We start from the raw sequence: 21,223 nt of genomic DNA, 5'->3' as shown, positions 1-21,223 counted from the left end.
TTTCCACAGCCCGTTAACCCGAGTGACTGCCATATCCGGCATTTGCAACTCTTGGGCGAGCTAACCCAAGCGAAAGCGTATGTCGGCATCACGAGGCTGCGCGGCAGCTTCCTGGTGAAGCGTTGAGAACACCTCTCGCTTGTCCTTAATCTCTTCAGCCAGCTGGGAACCTCATTCGCTCCTTTGGTCTCGCCTGGGCCCCGAAACGCTTGCGCGAGCCGGAAGTTGGCCAAGTGTGTGATGGACAGGAACGCAGTTGCACGCAGGGTGAGGTGCGCCAAGCGTAGCGTCACAAATTGGGTCTGGGAAGATTGTGCACCGAAGAAGTCGACGCAGCGCCCTGCAGACTATACTTTTTCTTGTGAGAAGTCGACTGAAATTCCGCTAGAGAGGCTTAGGGGGGGAATCGTCGTTATAGAATCGATGGTTGGCGAGCAGTGCAGCTTCCCTTTCAGGCTTGCCGCTGGACTCCAGCGGGCAAGGGAATTGCGCAGGAACAGGTGCCCCGTTTGGGCGTTGCCACGTGCAAGCGGAATTTGCTGGCACGAACGATCATCGCCCGCCAGTCATCAAATGCAGTTGCACAGCAGTAGGCAAGGGACCCGCTTCCGCAGCTCGGGGGAAGCGTATCGCGTTTCTTGAGCAACTCTAGAACCTCGTCTCCTCCGAGTATATTGGGCATTGTAATGTCGGCTGAGTTTTATAGATCGCTCACCCGGCGAAATGGGGTTTGCAAGCGACGTTTGGCTGGCCCTTGGGGCTGCCGAACTCTCTGTTTTGCTTTGGGATGTTGGGGGGTGGCCTCTAGCGGGTGCGGAAGCTCCTCAGTACCGGATGTTGAGCAGGCAAGCGTCTCTCGTGCGGAAGCGGCCAAGGAGCCAGAATCGATTGGCGAAGTGTCTGACGAGGTTAAGGCTTCGGCGGAAGCGTTTTGTGGGGCTTGCCACATTTTCCCCTCACCGCAGAATTTCACGCAAGAGCGTTGGGCGCATGAGGTGCAGCGGGGATTTGATTTCTATTTTTCAAGTGGTCGATCCGACCTAACCATGCCAAGTCCTGAAGATGTCACGCGTTATTACCGTTCACTTGCACCGGCTGAGTTCGAATTTCCGCCGCGCGAGCCGGTCGATGTGTCCGCTCTCGCACGCTTCGATCCAGGCATCGTGCAATCCGAGGGAGAGTTGCTACAGGCACCCGCGACAGCAGCCATCAAGGTGATCGATTGGGGGCCGACGTTGGGAAAGCAGTTGGTGTACAGTGACATGCGAAACGGTGGCATCTTTGCCGCGCCAAGCAGCGGGGAAAAGAGTCACCAAGGCCAGCTCCTGGCTCGACTGCGCAATCCATGCCGCTTCCAACAAGTCGATTTGGACGGGGCAGGGCAGATTGGTTTGCTGGTGTCCGACTTGGGGAGGTTCTTACCAAGTGATCATAACTTGGGGCGGGTTGTTTGGCTAACGCGTGAATCGGATAGTTCGTCCGCCTTTACGCAGGAAGTTTTGTTGAGCGACTGCGGACGGGTGGCTGACGTGCAGTGTGGTGATATCGATGGTGATGGAGACCTGGATATCGTTGTGGCTGATTTCGGTTGGCATACAACTGGTCAATTGCTTTGGATGGAACGCATTTCAGCAGGTCCTGCTACAGCGGCCAGTTTTAAGACGCACGTGCTTGACACTAGGTCGGGCGCACTTGAAAGCAGAATTCTTGATTTCGATGGCGACGGAAAACTTGATATTATTGCCTTGTTTGGGCAGGAATTCGAAACCGTCATGCTCTATACGCAAGACAGTTCAGGCCAGTTTTCTGGGCAATCGATCTTTAGTGCAGATCCCTCCAGTGGCAGTAGCGGTATGGAGGTTTGTGATCTCGATGGCGATGGCGATTGGGATGTGGTGTACACCAATGGCGATGCCCTCGATAGTTTTCAGATTAAGCCCTATCACGCTGTCCACTGGCTGGAGAATAAAGGACAACTCACCTTCGAAGACCATCAGCTGGCTTATATCCCTGGTTGCCACAGCCCGCAGGTAGTTGATTTCGATGGAGATGACGACACCGACATCCTCGTTGGCTCGTTCCTACCCAGCCAGCTAAAAGGAGCCGGAGATGCAAGCGAGCTAGCGTCACTTGTGTGGCTTGAGAACACAGGCGGGGAGGAGTTTGAAGTGCGAGTTTTGCAGGTCGGTGACTGTAGTCACGCAGCGGTTTGCGTTGCAGACTTCGACCAGAATGGGACAATGGATATCGCCATGGGGAGTTTCTATCTCGATGAAACAGAGATGATGGCTCCACCGATAGCCATCCTGAGTACGACCCCTGCAAGGGAGAGTTCACAATGAATGGGCTCCACGGTCCGAGCGTTCTAGGGCTTCGACCTCTGCAACGCGGGCCGACATTACTACTCTTCGGGCAGAGCCTGTTCCTGAAACTCTTCGGCGGTTAAAGAGAGGAGTTGGCTGCAATGGGTTTGTTTGTCTTTCACGACGTGGATGTAGGTGCCAACGTAGGGTTCCGTCACGCGAGCTTTGGCATCCAAGGGGGCCACGATTAGCAGTTGCAGCCCGAATCGTTCAAACAGATCCAGGGCGTATTCCGCGTGTTGGTCATCACTGCGGGAAAACATTTCATCAACCATTACAAAATGCAGGCGGTTGCTGTGTGTAGCGTTCGGATCCAAATCGTATTGATAGGCAATGGCTGCTACTAAGACGAGGAAGGCGAGCTTCCCTTTTTCACCGCCTGATTGTCCAGTGCCGCCATCATAGTAGCTCCGCGCCTCGCCCGTTTCTGCCACCAGTTCTCGGGCGGCAAAGTTGAACCAATTGCGAACGTCAACAACCTTTTGTCGCCAGCGATCGTTGCCTTCCTCGCGCAGCTTAGCAACCAGTTTTTCGATGCGCACAAAAGTCGCTTCGTTGGCTTCGGTCGTCCCATCGAGGGTTCCGTTCAAGCAGGCTGACAACTCGCGCCGAAAATCTTGAATCTCTCGATCCTGGACATCGCTGGGTTCCAGACGCATGTAGGTCCCAGGCTTCCATTCCAAGAGTCGCAGGGCGGTATTGAGTTGTTCGATCTTGTTGCGAATTTCCTGACGTTCCCCTTCAAGGCTGCCGTGGAGCATCCCAATTTCCAAGAGCACCTTTTCATTCAATCGCTGCTTGAATCGGGTCTCATGCTTGGGGAGATCGTCACTGGCAATTCTCGCGTACAGGGCATTGAAGCTGGAGATGGCGGCGACATCGGCGTCCAAATCGGCTTGCTCATCAGGAAAATTCTTGAGGAAACGCGTCATGGCACTGGTCACCTCTTTGGCAATAGGAACCAGTCTTTCACGCAGTTTTTCATGCTTGTCCCGCAAGTCGGCGGCGACTGTTTGTGGCAGGGTGGCGATGTTTTCGATGGACAGGGGGGCGGGCGACTGGTTGGACAACGTCTCGAACTCTTGTTCGAGTAGGGCACGCCGTCCGTTGATCTCGGTTTGTTCAATGGTGCGGCGTGCATTGTTGAGTAAGCCTTGGCCATTGCGCAGTTCTGTTTCGCGGGTGGTATGCTGCGCGATAAAACGATCACGATCGGATTTGTAACCCACCACTTCCGTTTCTAACTTCTTGCGATGCGCCTTGAGTTCTTGGATCTGATCATCGGCCTCTTCGATGCGTTGCATTTCGAGTCGCAACTGGGACGCCTGGAATTCATGTTTTTCAAAATCGATGATGTCGAAGTCGTCAATTTGCAGGGCTTGGTCGAGCGATTCAATGGCGGCGGTGGTGCGGTCTTCCGTGGCCACCAGTTTGGCCACGCGGGTGTGGAGCTGTTGCAAGCTTTCCTCTGTCTCACGAATTGAATCGGAGAGGGCGAGTCGCTTGGCGCGGTTATCCCACCCCAGTACAAAATTGCGACGGTCCCCCAAGCGGGCGCGGTCGTCCTTTTCGTGGCGCCAGCCACCAGATCGCAAGTGGCGATTCTTGGTCATGGCGGCACCCCGAGTGGTTTGGAATCGCTCCACGGTTTCGCAGGCGAGATAGTCAAAGCGATCTCGCATTTCGCTGCGGACCCAAGGGGTCAGCGGATGATCGTCGCGGTAGAGTAGCTTGCTAACGAGCGTTTCGTCGCTGCTTGTGCGACGAGTCGATTCGCTCCGTTTACCCACTTTCAAGTAGACCAAGCGTTGCCCTTGACCACGTCCGTCCAGCAGTCGCGTGCGGTCGACGTAACCGGATACTCTGGGGTAGACTTCCTCCGCCACGAGCAGCGAACGCGCGAAACCGTACAGGACCTGTTCGATGGAGGCTTCCCATTCGCGTTCCTCGGGGGCAACTGCAACCAGCTCTGCGGTAAACGGGAGATCCGAAGGCGCCAGGCGCAAGTCGCTGCAAATCTGATCGCGCATGGCAATGAGCGACTCCGGCAGGTTGTTCTTGCGGCGCTGCAGCGCCTCGAGCTCATTGCGATCGTCGGAGAGTTGCCTCGTCAGCGAGCCGATTTCGAACTGTATTGCACTGCTCATGTGCCGGCTTTGAGTTCGGTCTTCAACCAATCTATTACGCCGTTGATGGATCAACTGCCGAGTCTTGTGGAACTGGTCTGGTGAAGTGATTTGCGGCTGGAGTTCGGCGGAGCGGAGCTGAGCTTCGAAGCGATGACGGGCAGCCAGCTTGACGCGTGAAATTGATTCGGCTTGCTCGATCAATCCCGGCAGTTGCCGAAGTCGGTCGCCGCCGGCATGCTCGATTTCCACCGTCAACCGCGCGATCTCGTTGCGGCAGCGGTCTTGGAGTTCATCGAGACGAGTGATCTCGTCGGCTAAGAACTGCAATTGTTGCTGCCATTTGTCGCACAGTGGCTCGAGGAGGGCGACCGACTCCATTGCAAAATACAATTCGCAGGCGTCGAGTTGTTTGCGGGCGGCGGTCACCTCGTCGAGCCGTGCCTGATAACGCACTCCGGCTTCGGAAATGGGGCTGAGCAATTCGTCTTGCTGTCGCACGCGAATTAGCATGCGGTGAGCTTCGCTCAGTTCGTTAAAGTGACTGAGGAGGCGATCAACCTTATTCTTCCAGGGTTTCAATTCCAACATGTGCTGGCGGATGAACAGGTCGAGTCGCTGGACGTCTTTGACAGCCACCGTTTGATTGAAGATGTCCATCGCCTTGGGACGGAAGCTGGTCTTGCGCTGGAACCAACCCAAGTATTGCTTGTAGCTGGAGGTGGTGTTGTAACCACGATCCTTCAGGTGCTTGGCAACCGCGCTGGCCGATGTGATATGCGACAGATCTTGCACAATCCCGCGCTGCCCTTCACAAAACGCATAGACTTTCTCGACTGAGTTGTCGGCGTTCAAGTAGAGAATCTGGCAAAGTGTGAAAGAGTCGTTGGAGGCGGCGTTAGAGAAGCAAGCGAGCAGGGCGGTGTAGTGTCCAGAACCGCTGCGCAGGTACTGGATTTGAGGTCTTCCGCTTTCTCCCACCGTCCGATCGTAGGCACCTCGTAGGTAGGTTCGCTCATCCCTCTCGTTCTTCATCGCGCCGGCGGCGACGTTGTAGTTGCGTGTCTGTGGACGGACCAGCAAAGTCAGTAGTGCGTCGACTAAGGTTGATTTACCGGAGCCGTTCTCTCCAACCAACAGTGTGGTTTGGCCCTCTGGATAGACCGAATAGACGGCTCCATCGAAGGTTCCCCAGTTGTAGATTTCCAATTTCGAAAGGCGGTAGCCTGGCAGCGGGGGAGTTTCACCATCAGCGTGATCAAATACGTCTACCATGAGATGACTTTGAGGTTGAAAGCACTTTAGGGGAAGAGGAGGGGGCGATGGTGTGATTTTCCGTTGGCGTTTTAGGAGTCTTCTTCGGTCGCCGTGTCAGTTTGAGCGGCGGTCTGCGCAGCGGCGACCAAGCTATGTCGCAAGCGTTCCAGATCGGCCAGCGGAAGGCGAGCTTTGATGATTCGTCGGACTTCCCAACTGGGCGGCTCTTTCTCAAACTGTCGGACGAATTTGAGGTCTTCCAGCTTGCGAAGTGCGGAAGTTAGGGTGCGATTTAGCTTGACAGCATCGTTTTGCTCAGGGAAGAAGGCTTGCCACACCGCCAATAAATCTAGCTGCGAAATCACACACCGCTCGTTCTGGACATCCTCCTCTTCAAATTGTCGCAATTCATCGCGTAGCAAGACACACAGCAGGGTCGTTTCGTAGGTCAGGGGGGTGCGACGGAACAGGCGTGGTACGGGATCGTATTCTGTAGGAACCTCCTCATCATCCGGTTGCCGTAGGTAGGCCATCGCATCGGTTTCATCGACCACCAGCAGTAAGCCGAGTTTTCCAAAATACTCGGTCAAGGGAGAGACGTTGGCCAGCAACGTTTCCCACACATTTCGACTGTCATCGTGGTAGACCACACCTTGCAAGAGGCGGACTGCAACTCCGCTCCACTCGACCGGCGGTGGGTACGCTTGCTCTCGGCCCGAGAGCAGGAAATCGGTGTCAGACGATGAGTTGTTGGGAAGATTCACTTGGGCCTCCGGCCAGGTCGAGTGGTAACCGCTTTGGGGTTGAAGGTAACGCGGGGAACGCGAACGCGGAGAGATCGGTCGCGGTGACGCGTTTCTAGGATGCAGATGGTATCGATCAGCGTGGAATCGATTTCGTGCTTGTCATCATGTGCAATTTGGAGATAGCCCAGCAGCTCCACCACACCTCCGGTGACTGGGGTGGATTCGAGCAGCGTGGCCAAGCGAACGGAGTTGCCTTGGTAGGTCGCATCGCGAATCGTGCGACGCAAGCGACGGAAGTCGAGGCGAGTTAGCCGAGCAAGCGCGCTGGCAGCGTCGCGCAGCGCCGACAGGTCGACGACGTGCTCCTCGGGGGTCTGTGGGTCGAAGGTGGCGCGGGGTTTCCAAAAGGTTCGGGCAAGCGGGGAAGCAATTCCCGCATCGGCTGAGAGGGATAGAACGCCGTCGGCTGGCGGTTGGCCACGCAATTCTAAAGCGGCCTGTTTGATATCGCGCAGTACGTTCGCGAGGCGCACGCGATGTGCGGCGGCTTGAGCGTCGAGCAGGCGGCGCAGGGTGCCCGAGAGCCTCGCGGTGGTTTTCATGACTTTGTCAGCTTCGGCCAACAGGGCAGGTATCATGCGGCGGACGTGCTGCAATGATTCGTGCTCCTCTGCCAGTGCCGACAGCTGCTGCACCTCTTCGATGTTTTTCCGCAAGGCGGCTTGCTGGGTTGGAGAAAAGAGGAAAGCGACGAAGGCAAAGAAGCTGATTCCCTCATCCTGCTGTTTGAGTAGATCTTCGGAGTCGAGGGCAAAACCAAGAATTCCCCCCCGCGTCTTATCGCCGGTGGATTGCTGTTGCTGCACGTCACGGGTAATCGACTGAAAACGCTCTTCCACAGCTCGAAAGTCACTCTGCAAGGCTTTAAGGAGATCGATGGCCGTTTGAAAACGCTCGCGTATCTGAGAGGGACGGTAGACTTGTACCGATTTTCCCGCCTCGATTGCGGCAATCTCTTCATCGATCGCAACGCGTTGGAGTTTCAGATACTCCAGCCGGCGGTTGGGATCGGCAGAGGCGCCGCGGACGATGTCCTCCAGCGTCTCAATGACCAGCCGTAGGCGGCTCTCGGTACCCACCAAGCTATTGCCTTTGGAGAGTGTCGAATCGACAAAGCGAATTGCCTCTTCGGCATAACGGGTGAGTTGATACTGCGGTTCAATCGAACTGGCTTCCAGAAAACGACTGAGCCAGCCGTTTTCGGCCCACTGGGTAGCATAGCGCTGCGGCGGGCCTCGCATTACCTCGGGCTCAATCTCGTGCAGCTCTTCTTGGTAGGTGGCTAGCATGACTCGCAGTTCGGTCTGGCCGATCGAAATGGATTCGCCCGCCTTGAAAGTGCGATTGAGAAAGTCAATTACCAGGGGAGCCAGGTCTGAGCGCAGCAGGCGCGCAGTCGGGGATGCATCGAAGAACGTCCGCAGTGCGTCTCGGTGCATGGTGGTCATGAAGTGAGTTGAGGACATACGGTGTTAAGCACCAAATCGGAGGCTGTTGATAGCGGAGGGCGAGGGGCCGTTTGAACGCTAACACTCCATGTTGACACGTTTGGTCCACGAATCAAGATAAAGGTCTCAAAAGTGCGTTTAGTGGTCGAATAATTACCGCTGTTCCCTGAGGAGGGGGCTGTCTCTTCGTTTGATCAGCGGTTTTTCCCGTAGATGCGGTCGTAAGGTTGCCGCAGTGGTGCTGCACTGAGCCCCTCCTGTCTCAAGCCCCTAACGCAATCCGCAGTACGGTCGAATGTAAACATCGTAACCCGACGCGTAACTGGCTGTTGAAATATTAACCCGCCGCGTGAGCAAGGAAAGGTAACCTCCGCTACCAGACAATTAGGGATGCTATATCCGCATTAAAACTCAAATTGCTATTAAATCAACAGCCCGGTAAGCGGATGAGTGGCTAATTCAGCAGTTGGAGGTAAGACCCCGGGTAGTTCCTCGCATGCTTGGTCGCTTGCCAGTCGACTCTCCTTGCTGACGCAGCTAGGCTGTGAAGTTTTTTCACCAACGGACTCTTTTGGTATTCCAACCACGAAATTTTTTCGAATTGGCGGCTGAAAGTCTTACTTGGTCGGATTGTTGGCCAGCAAGTTAGCTCGTGTCCATCATGCTCATCTCTTCGAGTTGTGTTATTTCTCAACCAAGCGGTTGCCTTGCAACTGCTTAGCTTGCCAAGGCCCCCAGGTTTACCATGCGTGTGAAGTTAAAGGCCACGGCATGCCATAGCGCTACCGCTTTGACCTTCACCAGTCCTCGAACTTTGAATTGCCGAAGGTTCCGATTGCGGCAGTCCGCATTGGGAAATTCGGCAACCGACGGGCGCGTCTTGTAAAGCTCTTTGTATTCCTCTTTGGCCATTCTCGCGCGAAACGCTGTGTATTCGTCGCTTTCGCCAGGTTGCTGCGCGTGAGGATCTTTGCCTTTGCTTTCCAATACCGATCCACGGGGGATCGTGGAGACGACTTCGGTCCCTTTAGACTCCACGGTCTTAACATCGCCCTTGGTTGCGTAAGCGGAATCGACCAATTGCGTCTTGGGTGTCTTGTCGTAAGTTGAGCACACTTTCTCGTGCATTGGTGCCATTTGGCCACTGTCAGTTCCCGAGTTGATAACATCGACAGCGACTATTACTCGCGAGTCAGCATCGGTTGCGAACTGGACGTTGAAGGCCGGATCGAAGCCACCATTGGCCATCTTCATATTACGGGCGTCAGGGTCCGTAGTGCTCACGCGAGTCTTTTCGCCGTCACCTTTTCTCCGAGACTCGCGCTGCTTACTAAGCTCCTCAAACTGTCGCAAAGCCTCATCTAATCGCTCTTGACGCTCACGCGATGCTCGTTCGACTGCCGCTTGGCGACGTGCGTCTCCATCGGAACGATCGGATTCGTTCTCGGATTCTTTCTTCAATCTATCTACGTGAGCCTGAGCCTGCTGCTGCAATGACTCAAGCGTCGGCTTGCGGCGAAACGAACTACTGCCTGCACTAGCCCGAACGCGCATTCCGTCTTGGGCAATGGTCTCCAGGGGCACCAGACCTTGGGCGACCAACGAGGCAACCGTGTCAACGAGCGTCTTCTCCAAGAATGCTCCGTTCTCCACTCGAAAGTCGCTCAACGTGTGATAATTGACCGTGACATTTCCGAGCGTCCATAAATAGGCTATGTCCGTCTCGCATCGGCGACCAAGTTCTCGGGCTGTGCCGATGCCATCCAAGGTTGCCAGAAGCCACAGTGAAACCAGTATCTCCGGCGCAATACTATTGCGGCCAACGGTGCTCTTGGTGACAACGATCTTTTCATACAGAGGTTCTAGGTCCAACGTTTTGACAAACGACCAGACAATGCGAGCACGATGGTCGCGCGGAAGCATATCTTCAAGTGAAAGCATGTGCATTTCCACTTGAATACGATGGGGGCGGGAAACACGAGCAAGCTGCGATGGTTTTTGAGTATTCATGCTATAGTTGTAGCGCCTAAAATTAATTTGCAAACCACTTGGCTAAAAATTCACAGCCTAAGCGGGTTGCAATGAGGGGGGGTATGCTGGTGCATGGGGTGGTTGTTGATCGTAAAAACGCAACCCGACGCGTAAGCGAGGATGAGTGGTTGGTTCAGCAGTTGGAGGTAAGACCCCGGGTAGTTCCCCGCATGCTTGACCGCTTGTCAGTCGACTCTCCTTGCTGACGCAGCGGGTTGCAGTTTCTCTTGGTAAAACGCACCTGCGACTGGCTTGATGCGCTGCTATTGAGCGGTAGGTTTCTGGGGGATCGGTTGCCAGGGGACTTGCCCGCCACGTTGGATGTGCAATCGCAGAGCGCTCTGCAGACTGCGCAGTTTGGCGGGTTGCTTCCTGGACAGATCTTGTGACTCCGTTGGGTCGGTCGCCAAATTGAACAATTCAAAGGGAGAGGTCGGGAAGTTATGGACCAGCTTCCAATCCCCTTGGCGTAAGGCTTCGATCGTTAAACCGGAATAGGCATTGCCTCCTTCGCGTCGGACAAAGTAGACCTCTCTCGGGTCTTGGGGGGCGTTGGGATGTTGTGCCCATTGGGTCAAGGATTGTCCGTCGATTCCGGTTGGGGCTTGCGAACCGGCAATTTCGCACAGAGTGGGGAGGATATCCATGGTAACGCCCATTGCTTGGGTTTCGGAACCGGCCGGAATCTGACCGTCCCAGCAGGCGATGGCCGGAACACGCAAACCTCCTTCATACTTAGATCCCTTGCCGTCTCGCAGAGGACCGTTGTTGGCACCGACATTTCTTTGGCCTCCGTTGTCGCTCACGAATACAATGAGCGTGTCACGTCCTCGGTTTTCGATATTGGATAGGACACGACCAATGGCAGCATCGAGGTCTTCGATTAAGGCCACCAATTTGGCGCGAGTTTCAGGCATTTCCGGAGCACGCTGTTGGACGCGGGCCAGCGCGGAGGCCGGCGGCTGGATGGGAGTGTGAGGTGCGTTGAATGCCAAGTAGAGAAAGTAGGGTTGGTCTTGGTCTGCCATGCGGTCGATGGCTTGGTTCGCCCAGCCAGCAAAAAGGCTGGTGGCGTGTCCGGCGGGATTGATGGGCGTACGGTTTTTACGCATGTAGGCGATATCGTGGCGACGGTGGGTGTAGTAATCGTCCATCATGTCGCCTAGGAAACCATGAAACGAATCGAAGCCGCGAGATTGGGGATGATCTTCGGGGGAGAGGCCAAGATGCCATTTACCGACGCAGGCCGTCTGGTAGCCCGCCTTGGATAGGACTTCGGGGAGTGTGGGGAGGTTGGCCAGCTTGCCCCAGCTGTTGCTGGCATGGGTGCGAATCACCCCAGGTACACCTGCGCGATCTGGATAGCAGCCCGTCATGATGGAAGCTCGCGTGGGGGAGCAAACGGTGCAGTTGGCGTAGAAATTCGTCCAGCGTTGGCCGCGCGCAGCCAGACCGTCCAAGGATGGGGTCTCTAGATCCTCGGCACCGAAGCAGCCTAGGTCTCCCCAGCCCAAATCGTCGGCCACGATCAAGACGATATCGGGGCGACTGTCGGTCTGGGCGATCAGTGGTTGCCCGCCAACGAGCTGGACGCAAGCACCTACTAGGATCGCGAGCAGGCGTGCTGGGTTGCAGCTGAGGACGCTGAAACGTTGGCTACCAGTGTGCTGTGCGGTGGAGGGGGATCGAAGCATGGGGATTTACTCTCTCAAGGTGGGTACATTTAGCAACGCTAGCGAGCTATCGCATGCAGTCGCGCATGCGCATGGTTGAACAGGTCGATCTTACCACGATCGGTTGCCCTTGCGGGCGGGATGGGCCATTGCCCGGTGGCTGTGGTGGATAGATCGTGAGCGTATTGCAGCGAGCAGTTTGCTCGCTACTGAGGTGAATTAGGTCGAGTGAAGGTGGGGGCGAGTCGTGGTGGCTCGGCGCTACGGTTCGCGTCATTCGCGAGCCAACCTTTGATGGATAAATAAGTTTCTTTCGCTGAGGGGCCGAGCTGGAGCGGGCCCGCTGGGGGCAGACCACTATGTTCCGAGGGATGGGCCTGACAATGCAGGCATTGCACACCAAAGGGGTGCTCTGTCCCTCCCTTCGCGCAGCTTGCTGACGTACTTGCGAGCTCGGCCGGTTTGGCGGAGGGGGGCGAGGAGACTGATTCGCATTCTGGGTTCAACAACCGGCCCGCAAGTGGAGTATCCTAGAGAGACGCAGAGGGCAGTATTTGCAGGACCAGACGGCAATAAGCGATAAGAATAGTTGCAGGATGAGCACCAAAATTCGGAACGATGGGAGAAGTCAGCTCAGGGGACATGGGAGTCTAGCCCTGATTCTGGCGTGGATTTCGCTACTGTCACCCATGCATGCTGCAGATCCAGGGGGGAAGCCGGTCGCGCATGACGCTTCGACCTACACGAACTCCGTTGTGCCCTTTTTACGCCAGCATTGCATCGCTTGCCACGGAGAGGGGGAGGCGAACGCTAGTCTGCGTTTGGACCAATTGCAACCCGATTTTTCTGTCCCCGAGTCGGCAGCGAGATGGGCGGAGGTGATGGATCAGATCAACCTTGGGCAGATGCCACCCCCCGAAGAGCCGCCACCGGAGCTCGAGCAGCTTGGGGAAGTTGCCGATTGGATTGCAGCCGGGGTGAGATCCGAAGAGCGTCGCCGAGTTGGTTCGGGGGGACGTTCTCTATTGCGGAGGATGAACCGCACGGAGTACGCCAATACGATTCGGGATTTGCTGAGTATCCGCTTTTTACCGGGTGAGAGTCCACAGGATTTATTGCCCCCTGATGGAACCGTTGACGGATTCGACAAGGTCTCCACCGGACTGATGGTCGATCCATCGCTGTTGGAAAACTATTTTGAGTTGGCGACCCGGCTTGCTGAGCAGGCAGTGGTTGATGGTCCACCAGAGTTCCCAACGCAAACAATACGGTTTGAGCTCGAGGACACCGCCGCCAACAGGGCGATCGATTATCTATGTGCGAATCCAGGCATTGAGTGTCGCGAGCACGACATCCTGCTGATGGACCACTCAACTCGCTCGTTTGGGGAGATGAAGTACGGTGACACTAAGAAAGAGATTCCTGTTGCCGGTTTTTATCGGATTCGCGTTCGCGTCTGGGGGACGCGCGGTGCCGATGGAAAGCCGGTACGCATGCAGGTGCGTCAACAGCACCCGCAGCAGGACCGGCAACTCTTGATTGAATCGGATGTCACCGATGAGCCTCAAGTGTATGAGTTGTTGACAGCGCGCGACCCGAAGTGCGGAGAGTATTCGGTTTCGATCGTGAACGGCTCTGCGTTTCAACAATCGAGTCCCGTAGGAGCAAAGTTATTTCAAGCTCAGAGGGAGGCAGCGGAGCGAGACGACTTTGAGGCGGCGCTGCGTCTGCAATCGCGCCAACAGCTCGAAGCACTGACGCGGGCGAAACCGACACCTGAATCTGCGGATACAAGTCAGTTTCCAAAACTGTATGTCGATTGGATCGAATGCGAAGGTCCGTTGTATGAGCAGTGGCCTCCCAAGAGCCATCAGGCTCTCTTGTTTCGAGGGGAGGGGGCCGTCTTGAATGCTGAGTATGTAGACGCGATTTTTGAGCGTTTGATGCGACGCGCCTTTCGCCGTCCGGTGTCGCCTGAAGAGGTCGAGTCCATTACCGAAGGGGTGAAAGCCGAGATTGCCGATGGTGAGCCGTTCAATCAAGCGGTTCGCAACGGCCTTGCGACGGTCCTGTGTTCGCCAAAATTTCTCTATCTGATCGAATCAGAGGCGAGCTCTTTGCCCAATTCGGAACGCGACAGTTTGCAAGCGATTTCTGACTGGGGGTTGGCCACACGGTTGAGCTATTTTCTATGGTCTTCTATGCCCGATGACGAATTGTTCGATCTTGCCCGCGCGGGGCGGTTGAGGGATTCCGGTGAGTTGGTTCGGCAGGTGGATCGGATGCTTGCCGACCCCAAGGTAGATGGGTTGGTCGAAGGTTTTGGACGGCAGTGGCTGAAGACCGATGCGATCTTGGCTTTTGCACCGAGTGAGCGCGTCTATCGCGACTACACGCCGAAGCTGGGGGAAGCGATGGTCGCCGAACCCTTGGCCTTCTTCAAAGAGGTGTTGCAGCGGGATGAATCTGCAATTGCATTCATCGATTCCGATTGGACCATGTTGAATCAACCGTTGGCGGAACTGTACGGTATTGCAGGCGTGGAGGGAGATCACTTTCGCCGCGTGCAGTTAAGTAGCGAATCGCCTCGTGGAGGGCTGCTGGGGATGGCTGGGGTGGCGATGGCTGGATCGGATGGGATACGGACCAAGCCGGTCAGCCGTGGTGCCTACGTCCGAAATGTGTTGTTCAACGATCCGCCGAATCCGCCGCCTCCCAATGTGGGCGAAGTTGAGCCAAACATTCGAGGAGAAAAACTGACGGTGCGTGAGCGGTTGATCCAGCACCAGCAGCTTGCCTCTTGTGCGGCCTGTCACCGGCGAATTGATTGTTATGGGCTCGCGTTAGAAAATTTCAATGTGATTGGGCAATGGCGAACAGTGCAGGACGGCGAGGGGTTTCGCGGAAGCAATAGTCCCACGATCGATGCGTCGGGCGTGCTTCCGAATGGGGAGGCATTTGAGACTTGGGCGGAGTTCAAGCAACTGCTCCTGAAGCAGGAGGAGCGGTTTGCCCAGGGACTGGCCGAGAAAATGTTTACCTACGCGACGGGCAGGTCGGTGGAAGTCTCGGACCGTTCGCGGATCGATGCATTGGTCAGTCACATGGCCGATCACCACTACACGCTGCGAAGTCTGATTCACGCGATCGTATCTAGCGACCCTTTCCTGCAGAAGTAGGAAAGGCCTTCCGAAATTCAGCGAAGCGACGTTTCCTCCAGAATCGACTCTGTCCCCTCCTTGCTCCATACTTGTTTTGCCCCCTTTTCCTTCTTGCTCAACCCATTCGCGACCATTACTCAATACGCATCTGCCAAGCGTCTCAAGGAATACTCATGAGTTACCAGAAACCGTTCCGACTCTCTCGCCGAACTCTGTTGCGTGGGGCAGGCGCCGCCGTGGGACTCCCCTACTTGCAAGCGATGTTGCCTGGACGCGACGCGGTGGGGGCGGAGGTGAGCAGTGCGCCGGCGCGAATGGGGATGTTTTACTTCGGGACTGGTATGAACATGCGTCAGTTCACTCCCCAGGACGAAGGCGAGGATTTTACGGCGAGCCGCATCTTGAAGCCACTCGAGCCGATGCGTGGAAAGTTCACCGTGCTCAGTGGTACTTACTTAGCCGAAGGTGGCGGGCACGAAGGGGCTTATCCCTTCTCGACCTCCATTGCGCGAGGGGAAAAACAGCAGATCAGTCCGGATCAAGTTGCGGCCAAGGTTATTGGAAAAGAGACCCGCTTCAGTTCCATGCAGCTATCGGTTGATCGCGGGACCAACTACGGCTCTCAAGCGCTGGCCACTATATCGTGGAACGAACAAGGAGTTCCGCTGGCGGCTGAGAACGATCCCACGGCCATGTTCGACCGCTTGTTTCGTCCCAATTCGCCCGAGCAAACCGCAGCCGAGGTTGGAGGGTTGAACCGGCGTCGGTCGGTGCTGGATCTGGTTCGCAGCGATGCCAAGCAAGTAAATGCTCGACTGGGGCAAGCCGATCGACAGCAGCTCGACCAGTATTTTACCAGTCTACGTGAATTGGAGCAGCAACTCGAACGCAGAATAGCATGGGCCGACCGTCCCAAATCGGAGCCAAAGCTTGATGGGCTACACGGGAGATTCGAGCAACCGATGAAAGGCCCCGAAGGAAACGGAGAATACCTCTACGACGACTATGCGAAGATGATGTACGACTTAATCGTGCTGGCGTTTCAGACCGATTCGACGCGGGTGGTTAGCTATGTGGTCCGTAAGGAGCTCTCTGGCGGAGTCTATCCTGAGTTTAATGTGTCCAATGGCTATCATGCGCTTTCTCATCATGGCAACGATCCGCGGAATCTAGATGAACTGGCCAAGGTGGATGCGATCTACATGACGCATTGGGCCTATTTTCTGAAACGCTTGTCTGAAGTGAAGGAGGGGGAGGGCTCGTTGCTGGATCACACGGTGTTAGGGCTTTCCAGCGGAATGGGGTTCGAGCATAGTCGAGACAATCTTCCGACGATCCTCTCGGGAGGGCAGGGACTCGGTGTTCGCCATCGGGGGCATCTGAGATTGGACACGGAGCAGCCACTTGCGTCTGTGTGGCAGACCATGTTGGAACGAGTGGGGGTACCCGTGGGTGGAGAGTTTCAGGACAGTCGTGGCGTAATTGCGGAGTTGGTGCAGGCATGATCTTCCAACTTTCGATGGTAGTTCAACCGCTGATGCAGCCCGGGCGCGTGTTCTGGGGGCTGGTGTGTGGCATGCTGATGTGCGGGACCTGGCCAGCGCAGGCCGAGGAGCCGATCCAGAATACGCTAGGGATGAAGTTGGTTCGGATCGTAGCGGGCGAATTCCAGATGGGACTGCGCGAACGGGAGGACGTATTGGCCAACCACAAGCGAAGTGCGTACCAATTGGAAATTCATGCGGGTCTTGAAATGCCCCAGTTTCCGGTTCGAATCACTAAAGACTTTTGGCTGGGAGAGACTGAAGTTACTGTGGGACAATTTCGCCGTTTCGTGACCAGCACTGGGTATGTTACCGACGCAGAACGCGCTGACGCAGCGCTGGTGTTTTGTCCTGATGCAGAGCCGCTGGATAGGTTTTCATTGATCGAGGGGCGTCACTGGAGGCAGCCTGGCTTCGAGCAGTCCGATGAACACCCTGTCACCTGCGTATCGTGGAACGATGCGAATGCATTTTGCCGATGGTTGAGCAAAACGGAAGTTGTGCGATACCGATTACCGAGTGAAGCGGAGTGGGAATACGCGTGCCGCTCGGGCACTAGCACGTGCTATAGCTGCGGCGACGATCCCGACAGAGTCTATGCCTATGCGAATGTTGCGGATGCAACACTCTATCAAATGTTCCCGCAGGAGGTGATCCGCCAGCGCGTGGTTGGTTTAGAGCCGAATCAGGGGGATGGCTTCGTCTATACCGCTCCGGTGGCATCGCGGAAGCCGAATCCTTGGGGTATCTGCGATATGCATGGCAATGTTTGGGAATGGTGTAGCGACAAATACTCCCCAGGGGTCTATCAGGAGATGTTGGATGATGCTCGTCGGCGTGGGAGTCGGCAGAACCCTGAAGCGATCCTTGATTTTGCAGTTTTGGAAGACACGCCTCAGCACCAGCACGGTGATTGGCGATCGCTGCGGGGTGGGTCGTGGTATGTCAGTCCCATCCAGTGCCGTTCGACCGTGCGGGCTTTTGCTGAAGCCGGGGACGCGGCTAGCTATCTTGGCTTTCGCGTGGTGCGCGAGTGAGTTGGGTTGTGAGGACTGTAGTGGTTGGGTGGCGTGGCTTTAGCGGCTGGGGGCTTAATTAGGGATATCTAGCCCGGATGGGGCAAAGGGAAGTTTGACGCTTATCCGGCGGGTACTTATCCTGGTAAGGGAGACGCGACGGGGCAGCTTGGGGCACGCGTGGCCGCGTGCGTGGTTGTTGCCTTGGAGGTGAAGGTGAAGGTGAAGGTGAAGGTGAAGGTGAAGGGGCAGTGGTAGGGCTCTTGGTCGGGGCTGGTTCGGCAAGGCCGCTCGACATGCCGACCCGTACGATCGGTCTGCTCCGAACTCTCTGGTTGGCAGGCAGAGTCGACTTCCTCGTTGCCAGGCAGGGCCTGGGAGCCAGGCCAGCGTGTCTCGGAGGGGCAAACCTAGGTGGAAGAGCGATGCGTGGGAGAAACTCAACTGCTGCTTGCGGCATACTGCTCAATGTAGGGCGAATGAACTGTGCGACATGAATAGAATACCTGGAGATCCTCAATCCCATCCTGAGTCTGGCGAGGATGCTGAATTATTGCCAAGTGGTGATGAGCCGCAATCGTCTCCAGCTCTAGACGATGAGGTTCCGCCGCCAGCGGCCAAGCTGCAGGAGCGTTCGTCGCGAACGGTTGCCTACGATGGCCCGCACCTCACGAATCTCCAGGGTGGAGCGGGGGAGGATGCCACGTCAGCGGGAAGTGGAGCGATTGATTTGGAAGCGGTCGCCGAAGACTCCATGACGGTCATCAGCCAGCGTCCGGTGGCCAGTCCAGCCGAATTCTATCGTTCCATGCCGCTGGCCGAGTTGGCAGCGATGTTGGAAGGTCGCCAGCTCGATCACTTTGCCGTCGATCAGATGATTGGTGGCGGAGGAATGGGAGCCGTGTTTCGCGGGCGAGACCTGCGGCTCGACCGGGTAGTGGCCATTAAAGTCATTCCGGCTTCCAAGCGAGATCCGGAAACGCTACGACGCTTTCGCCTGGAAGCTCAGGCGGCGGCCCGCTTGGATCACCCCAACATTGCCCGCGTCTTCTATGTTGGAGAGGCGGAACAGTGGAACTACATCGTCTTCGAGTTCATCGATGGCGTGAATATCCGCGATCTCGTCGAGCTGGAAGGCCCTTTAGGAGTCGACGATGCGGTCTACTACACCCGACAAGTGGCTGAGGCCTTGCAGCATGCGCACCAACGCGATGTGGTTCACCGTGATATCAAGCCGTCGAATGTATTGGTAACCGCCAATGGGCATATCAAAGTCGTTGATATGGGGCTTGCCCGCGACACGTCGCTCGATAAATCTACGGCGGATGCAACGGCTAGTGGTGTGACGCTGGGGACCTTCGACTACATCTCTCCGGAGCAGGCCCGCAATCCAAGAGACGCAGATGTGCGGAGCGATCTCTATTCGCTGGGCTGCACCTTGTTCTTTCTGCTGACGGGGCATCCTCCGTTTCCAGAGGGGACAGCGCTTCAGAAGCTCTTGAATCATGGTAGCCAACCACCGCCAGATCCACGAGCTTGGCGCGAAGATTTGAGCGACCAGTTGTATGAAATCACGATGAAGTTAATGGCCAAACGGCCAGCCGATCGGTATCAGAAGCCGGTTGACTTGATCAACGATTTAGTGCTGCTGGCAGAAATTGAAGAATTACCACGGAGTCAAACGCCTGGGACGTTCTTAGTCAGTCCCAGCATTGCGCAGCGAACCCTCCTGGAAGCCAATCTGCCGTGGATGGTTGCCTTGGCGTTTTTGTTGGGTAGCACGTTGTGGCTGCAAAGCGTGCAGAGTTTATCGAATGACTTTCTGCCTGACTTTGAAGGTGGTGTGGAAAGTGGAATCGCGAGTTCTAGGTCGGAGGAGACACCGCACGATCATTCCGAGTCGCCGCAGGCAATGCCGAATTTGCCGGCTCCCAGTCCCGCATCGGGTAGCTCGGCATCGGCCACTCCTGAGAAGCGAAGTGTGGTGGATGCTGCGGCCACTTCGGCAACCGGTCCAGACGCAGCATCCAGTGGAGCTGAAGGGCAGACGGCGAGTCGTGGGGCGGCGGTGGATGTTTTGGTGGTGGCTTCCGAGCAGCCTTTCGACGTGGCGCCGATGCGATGGGAGAGCTCGTTTGCCACTGCGGTTGAGAGGTATGCCCAAGACCCGTCGCTCAAGGAAATCGAGATACGAGGTCGAGTTGTTGTTGATCGGCCCGTATATCTAGGCGCGGGTGTCTTGAAGCTTCGCGGAAATCTGGTGCACCCAGCCATCCTCGAATTGCCCCAAAAGTCGGCGGCCACCAATGGCGACGCGTGGATGGCGTGGCTCAACCTACGCGATACGCAGTTAACCTGCACCGATGTTGCTTTTCGCATGGATGTACCGGCAGCAGGAGCAATTTCCAAGCAAGCGGTGTTCGACATGAAAGCCTCTTCCACGCTGGAATTGCAGCATTGTTCGGTAACAGTCAAGAAGGATGTCCGCCGCCAGAATACGTTTGTGGTGTTGTCAGGTGGAAGCACCAAACCGTTGCTGACCAATGAGTCTGTGGAGGTGTTGAAGTCGGGCCTTGGGGTATCGGAAACAAACCGATTGACGATCGTCGCTAAGAATTGTGTGGTCCGCGGTGAAGCAGCCTTCATCGGATTCCAGAATCTCGATCTGGCAAACCGGCTTGAGGTCAGCATCGATAATAGCTTGGTCGTGCTCAGTGGTCCTACGATCGAAGTGAAGGGGCCGAGCGCCGTCGATTCGCAAATGCGATTTGTGCGGCTTATGTGCACCCATTCGACGTTTGTGAATGAGCGAGGGTTTGCATCGCTGGACTATGTTGGCGAGGGGGCACCGCTATTGGGACTGAATCGCACCAGTGAGGAGTGCGCGTATTGGTCGCGGGAGGGGGAACCGCAATTCGTCATTCGCGGGCTAACCCAGCCGAGTTTGAATGGCAATTTTAATATGCTACTATTGCGTGGACACGAGAATGCGTACGACGCGAATATTCGAGATATTTGCCACGTTTACTCGGGACAAACCAGGATTGCTCAGTTCGGATTCATCGAGGCTCAAGTTAATGGGTATGAATGGTTCGATGAACTCGGCAATGAGGCACAGGTCATGTGGCAGAAGGCTGGAGTGCCGGAACAGCCATTATACGAAGCCAATGTCGAAGACATGGCTGTCACCAAGGGGTTGTTTCAGCCTGGAGTTGCCTTGGTGAATCCGCCCCCCTTGTAGGGAAGATTGCGGTGGCAAAGTGACCTTCCGCAAGTCCCGTCCCTTGATTTTGTGTGACGTTGTGCGCAAACTTGCATACGAAAACCGCAGTTTATTAAGTTTGACATCTCAGGGAGATATTAACGGATGAAGAAGGTTTTACTAGGTTTGGCAGTGGCTGGCTTCGCGATCACTTCAGCATCGCCGGCGTTTGCCATCAAACAGCTAAGCGATCGATTCGTAGCAATCTACGCTGGTGAAAAGGCCGATGAAGGCTTCGTCGCTTTGGTGAAAGAAGCCAAGTGCAACGTGTGCCATGTTAATAAAGAAAACAAGAAGAAGGTCCGCAATCCCTACGGTGCAGCCCTGCATGAAGCGTTGGAAAAGGATGAATTCCCAGTAGCTGATTTCAAGAAGGATCCTGAGCAGTTCGCAGAACGCCTCGACGCGATCTTCAAGAAGCTCGCAGACGAGAAGAGTGGCGACGAGAAGCACGAGACCTTTGCCAAACGAATCGAAGCCAAGTTGCTTCCTGGTGGAAACGTCGAAGGCAAAAAAGACGAGTAATAAACTCGCCG

Annotated in this window: 12 protein-coding genes; 6 read left to right on the top strand and 6 right to left on the bottom strand. The window is 55.9% G+C overall.

The window, feature by feature from the left end:
* Positions 1-451: 451 nt before the first annotated feature.
* Positions 452-682, bottom strand: a complete 231-nt coding sequence (locus Q31a_RS31025; protein ID WP_145086020.1) for a hypothetical protein — start codon at positions 680-682, stop codon at positions 452-454.
* A gap of 115 nt (positions 683-797) precedes the next feature.
* Between Q31a_RS31025 and Q31a_RS28680 the strand changes: the two genes are divergently transcribed.
* Positions 798-2,342 carry an FG-GAP repeat domain-containing protein gene (locus tag Q31a_RS28680; RefSeq protein WP_197355875.1) on the top strand — a complete coding sequence of 515 codons (1,545 nt, stop codon included), beginning with the start codon at positions 798-800 and terminating at the stop codon, positions 2,340-2,342.
* Positions 2,343-2,401: 59 nt separating this feature from the next.
* Here Q31a_RS28680 and Q31a_RS28675 read toward each other — a convergent pair whose 3' ends face one another.
* From Q31a_RS28675 to Q31a_RS28655, 5 genes are all read right to left on the bottom strand, one after another.
* Positions 2,402-5,764 carry an ATP-binding protein gene (locus Q31a_RS28675; RefSeq protein WP_145086014.1) on the bottom strand — a complete coding sequence of 1,121 codons (3,363 nt, stop codon included), beginning with the start codon at positions 5,762-5,764 and terminating at the stop codon, positions 2,402-2,404.
* A gap of 71 nt (positions 5,765-5,835) precedes the next feature.
* The gene (locus Q31a_RS28670) at positions 5,836-6,510 is read right to left on the bottom strand and encodes a DUF4194 domain-containing protein (protein ID WP_197355873.1); all 675 of its coding nucleotides are present in this window, start codon (positions 6,508-6,510) and stop codon (positions 5,836-5,838) included.
* The gene (locus tag Q31a_RS28665; RefSeq protein ID WP_145086009.1) at positions 6,507-8,018 is read right to left on the bottom strand and encodes a DUF3375 domain-containing protein; all 1,512 of its coding nucleotides are present in this window, start codon (positions 8,016-8,018) and stop codon (positions 6,507-6,509) included. Before Q31a_RS28665 ends, Q31a_RS28670 begins: the two co-directional genes overlap by 4 nt.
* Positions 8,019-8,717: 699 nt before the next feature.
* On the bottom strand, positions 8,718-10,010 hold the full coding sequence (locus Q31a_RS28660; protein ID WP_145078684.1) for an IS1182 family transposase: 1,293 nt from the start codon (positions 10,008-10,010) through the stop codon (positions 8,718-8,720).
* A 284-nt stretch (positions 10,011-10,294) separates the two neighbouring features.
* On the bottom strand, positions 10,295-11,725 hold the full coding sequence (locus tag Q31a_RS28655; RefSeq protein WP_145086006.1) for a sulfatase-like hydrolase/transferase: 1,431 nt from the start codon (positions 11,723-11,725) through the stop codon (positions 10,295-10,297).
* 575 nt (positions 11,726-12,300) lie between these two features.
* Between Q31a_RS28655 and Q31a_RS28650 the strand changes: the two genes are divergently transcribed.
* The 5 genes from Q31a_RS28650 (at position 12,301) to Q31a_RS28630 (ending at position 21,212) form a co-directional block, all read left to right on the top strand.
* Positions 12,301-14,883 (top strand): DUF1592 domain-containing protein, encoded by a 2,583-nt coding sequence (locus Q31a_RS28650; protein ID WP_145086003.1) that lies wholly within the window; start codon positions 12,301-12,303, stop codon positions 14,881-14,883.
* 155 nt (positions 14,884-15,038) lie between these two features.
* On the top strand, positions 15,039-16,370 hold the full coding sequence (locus Q31a_RS28645; protein WP_145086000.1) for a DUF1552 domain-containing protein: 1,332 nt from the start codon (positions 15,039-15,041) through the stop codon (positions 16,368-16,370).
* Entirely contained in the window at positions 16,367-17,446 is a 1,080-nt protein-coding gene (locus tag Q31a_RS28640; RefSeq protein WP_231690984.1) for a formylglycine-generating enzyme family protein, read from the top strand. The genes Q31a_RS28645 and Q31a_RS28640 overlap by 4 nt, the downstream gene beginning before the upstream one ends.
* A 472-nt stretch (positions 17,447-17,918) precedes the next feature.
* On the top strand, positions 17,919-20,666 hold the full coding sequence (locus tag Q31a_RS28635) for a serine/threonine protein kinase (protein ID WP_145085997.1): 2,748 nt from the start codon (positions 17,919-17,921) through the stop codon (positions 20,664-20,666).
* Positions 20,667-20,792: 126 nt separating this feature from the next.
* On the top strand, positions 20,793-21,212 hold the full coding sequence (locus tag Q31a_RS28630; RefSeq protein ID WP_145085994.1) for a hypothetical protein: 420 nt from the start codon (positions 20,793-20,795) through the stop codon (positions 21,210-21,212).
* The last annotated feature ends 11 nt before the right edge of the window (positions 21,213-21,223 follow it).

This window comes from Aureliella helgolandensis (assembly GCF_007752135.1).
Classification (GTDB): domain Bacteria; phylum Planctomycetota; class Planctomycetia; order Pirellulales; family Pirellulaceae; genus Aureliella; species Aureliella helgolandensis.
This window is presented reverse-complemented; position numbering and strand designations above follow the sequence as displayed.